The sequence below is a fragment of the Parabacteroides sp. AM58-2XD genome (assembly GCF_003463685.1).
Taxonomy (GTDB): domain Bacteria; phylum Bacteroidota; class Bacteroidia; order Bacteroidales; family Tannerellaceae; genus Parabacteroides; species Parabacteroides segnis.
Window position 1 is genome coordinate 1 of the sequence record NZ_QSDP01000233.1, and the last position, 1,292, is coordinate 1,292.

1 protein-coding gene is annotated in these 1,292 nt (G+C 38.8%); it reads left to right on the forward strand.

The features are described from left to right. Positions 1–46: 46 nt before the first annotated feature. On the forward strand, positions 47–1,141 hold the full coding sequence (locus DXA15_RS25020) for an ISAs1 family transposase (protein WP_128135842.1): 1,095 nt from the start codon (positions 47–49) through the stop codon (positions 1,139–1,141). Positions 1,142–1,292: the final 151 nt, after the last annotated feature.

The following is a 1,292-nucleotide window of genomic DNA, read 5'->3' on the forward strand; positions in this document are numbered from 1 at the left end:
CAGGGCGACCGCACCAAAATTCCTCTAAAAAGTTTATCATTGCAAAATGAATACCTCTAATTATTTTTCAGAAGTGACAGATCCTCGTGTAACAGGTCGCTGTCTACATTTGTTGTCAGATATATTAATGATAGGTTTGTGTACTTATCTGACAGGCGGAACAGATTATGAAGATATGCGTCTGTTTGCTTTAGAGCGTGGAGAAATGTTGAATGATTTGCTTTCTCTACCAAACGGTGTACCATCAGAAGATACGTTTGAGCGTGTATTCCAGCGTATTGAACCATCAGAATTGGAACATTGTCTTCGCAGTTATGGTAAATCAATCCTGTCTGATTTATCAGAAAAGCAGATTGTTATAGATGGAAAGAAACAAGGTGGGACATCTCCGACTTCCACAGGAAATAAAGGTCTGTATATCCTGAATGCTTGGGTAAGCGAGAATAGGTTCTGTATCTCTCAAGGAAAGGTAGAAGACAAGTCTAATGAGATAACAGCCATCCCTGCTGTCTTGTCGGAGATTGACATTGAAGAGGCGATTGTCTCCATAGATGCCATGGGGACACAGCGAGAGATCGTTGACTTAATACTTGATAAGAAAGGCCATTATTTGTTGTCGGTAAAGGGCAATCAGAAATCTCTGTATGAAGATATTGAATGTGCATTTAAAGTAAACGGCGGCCTTGATAAAGATACGAGCGTAAATAAAGATCATGGAAGGATAGAGGTCAGGAAGTGCTGCATTCTTCCTGCAAGGGAATATCTGCTTGCGGAAACTATTCGATCTTGGAGGGGACTGGGCACGATTATAAAAATAGAGTCAAGTCGGGAAATAAACGGGAAGACAACCTATGAAACCAGATATTATATCAGTGATGAGATCGGATTAAGCGCGTCTTACTTTCAAAAGCTGATAAGGGGACACTGGAGCATTGAAAACCAACTTCATTGGCACCTGGATGTTACTTTTAAAGAGGATAATTGCAGGGCAAGGAAAGGATACTCCTCGCAAAACTTGTCAGTGCTTAGAAAAGTAGCTTTACATATCGTATCAGAACAAAAAGACAAACTGAGTCTAAAAAGAAGACTTTACAAAGCAGCCTTGGATATTAACTATTTAAGAAAATTATTGGGATACTAATCTGATTTTCTAAATCATAAAAAGAGGCCTCTTTATGGAAAGAGACCTCTTATAAGATCTCACGAATCATAGTCAAGAGACTTTGGTTTGCAAAATCTTCACGTAAAAAATCCAGTCGTTAAGGTTCTATTTTCATAGTTAAGACTTTTCT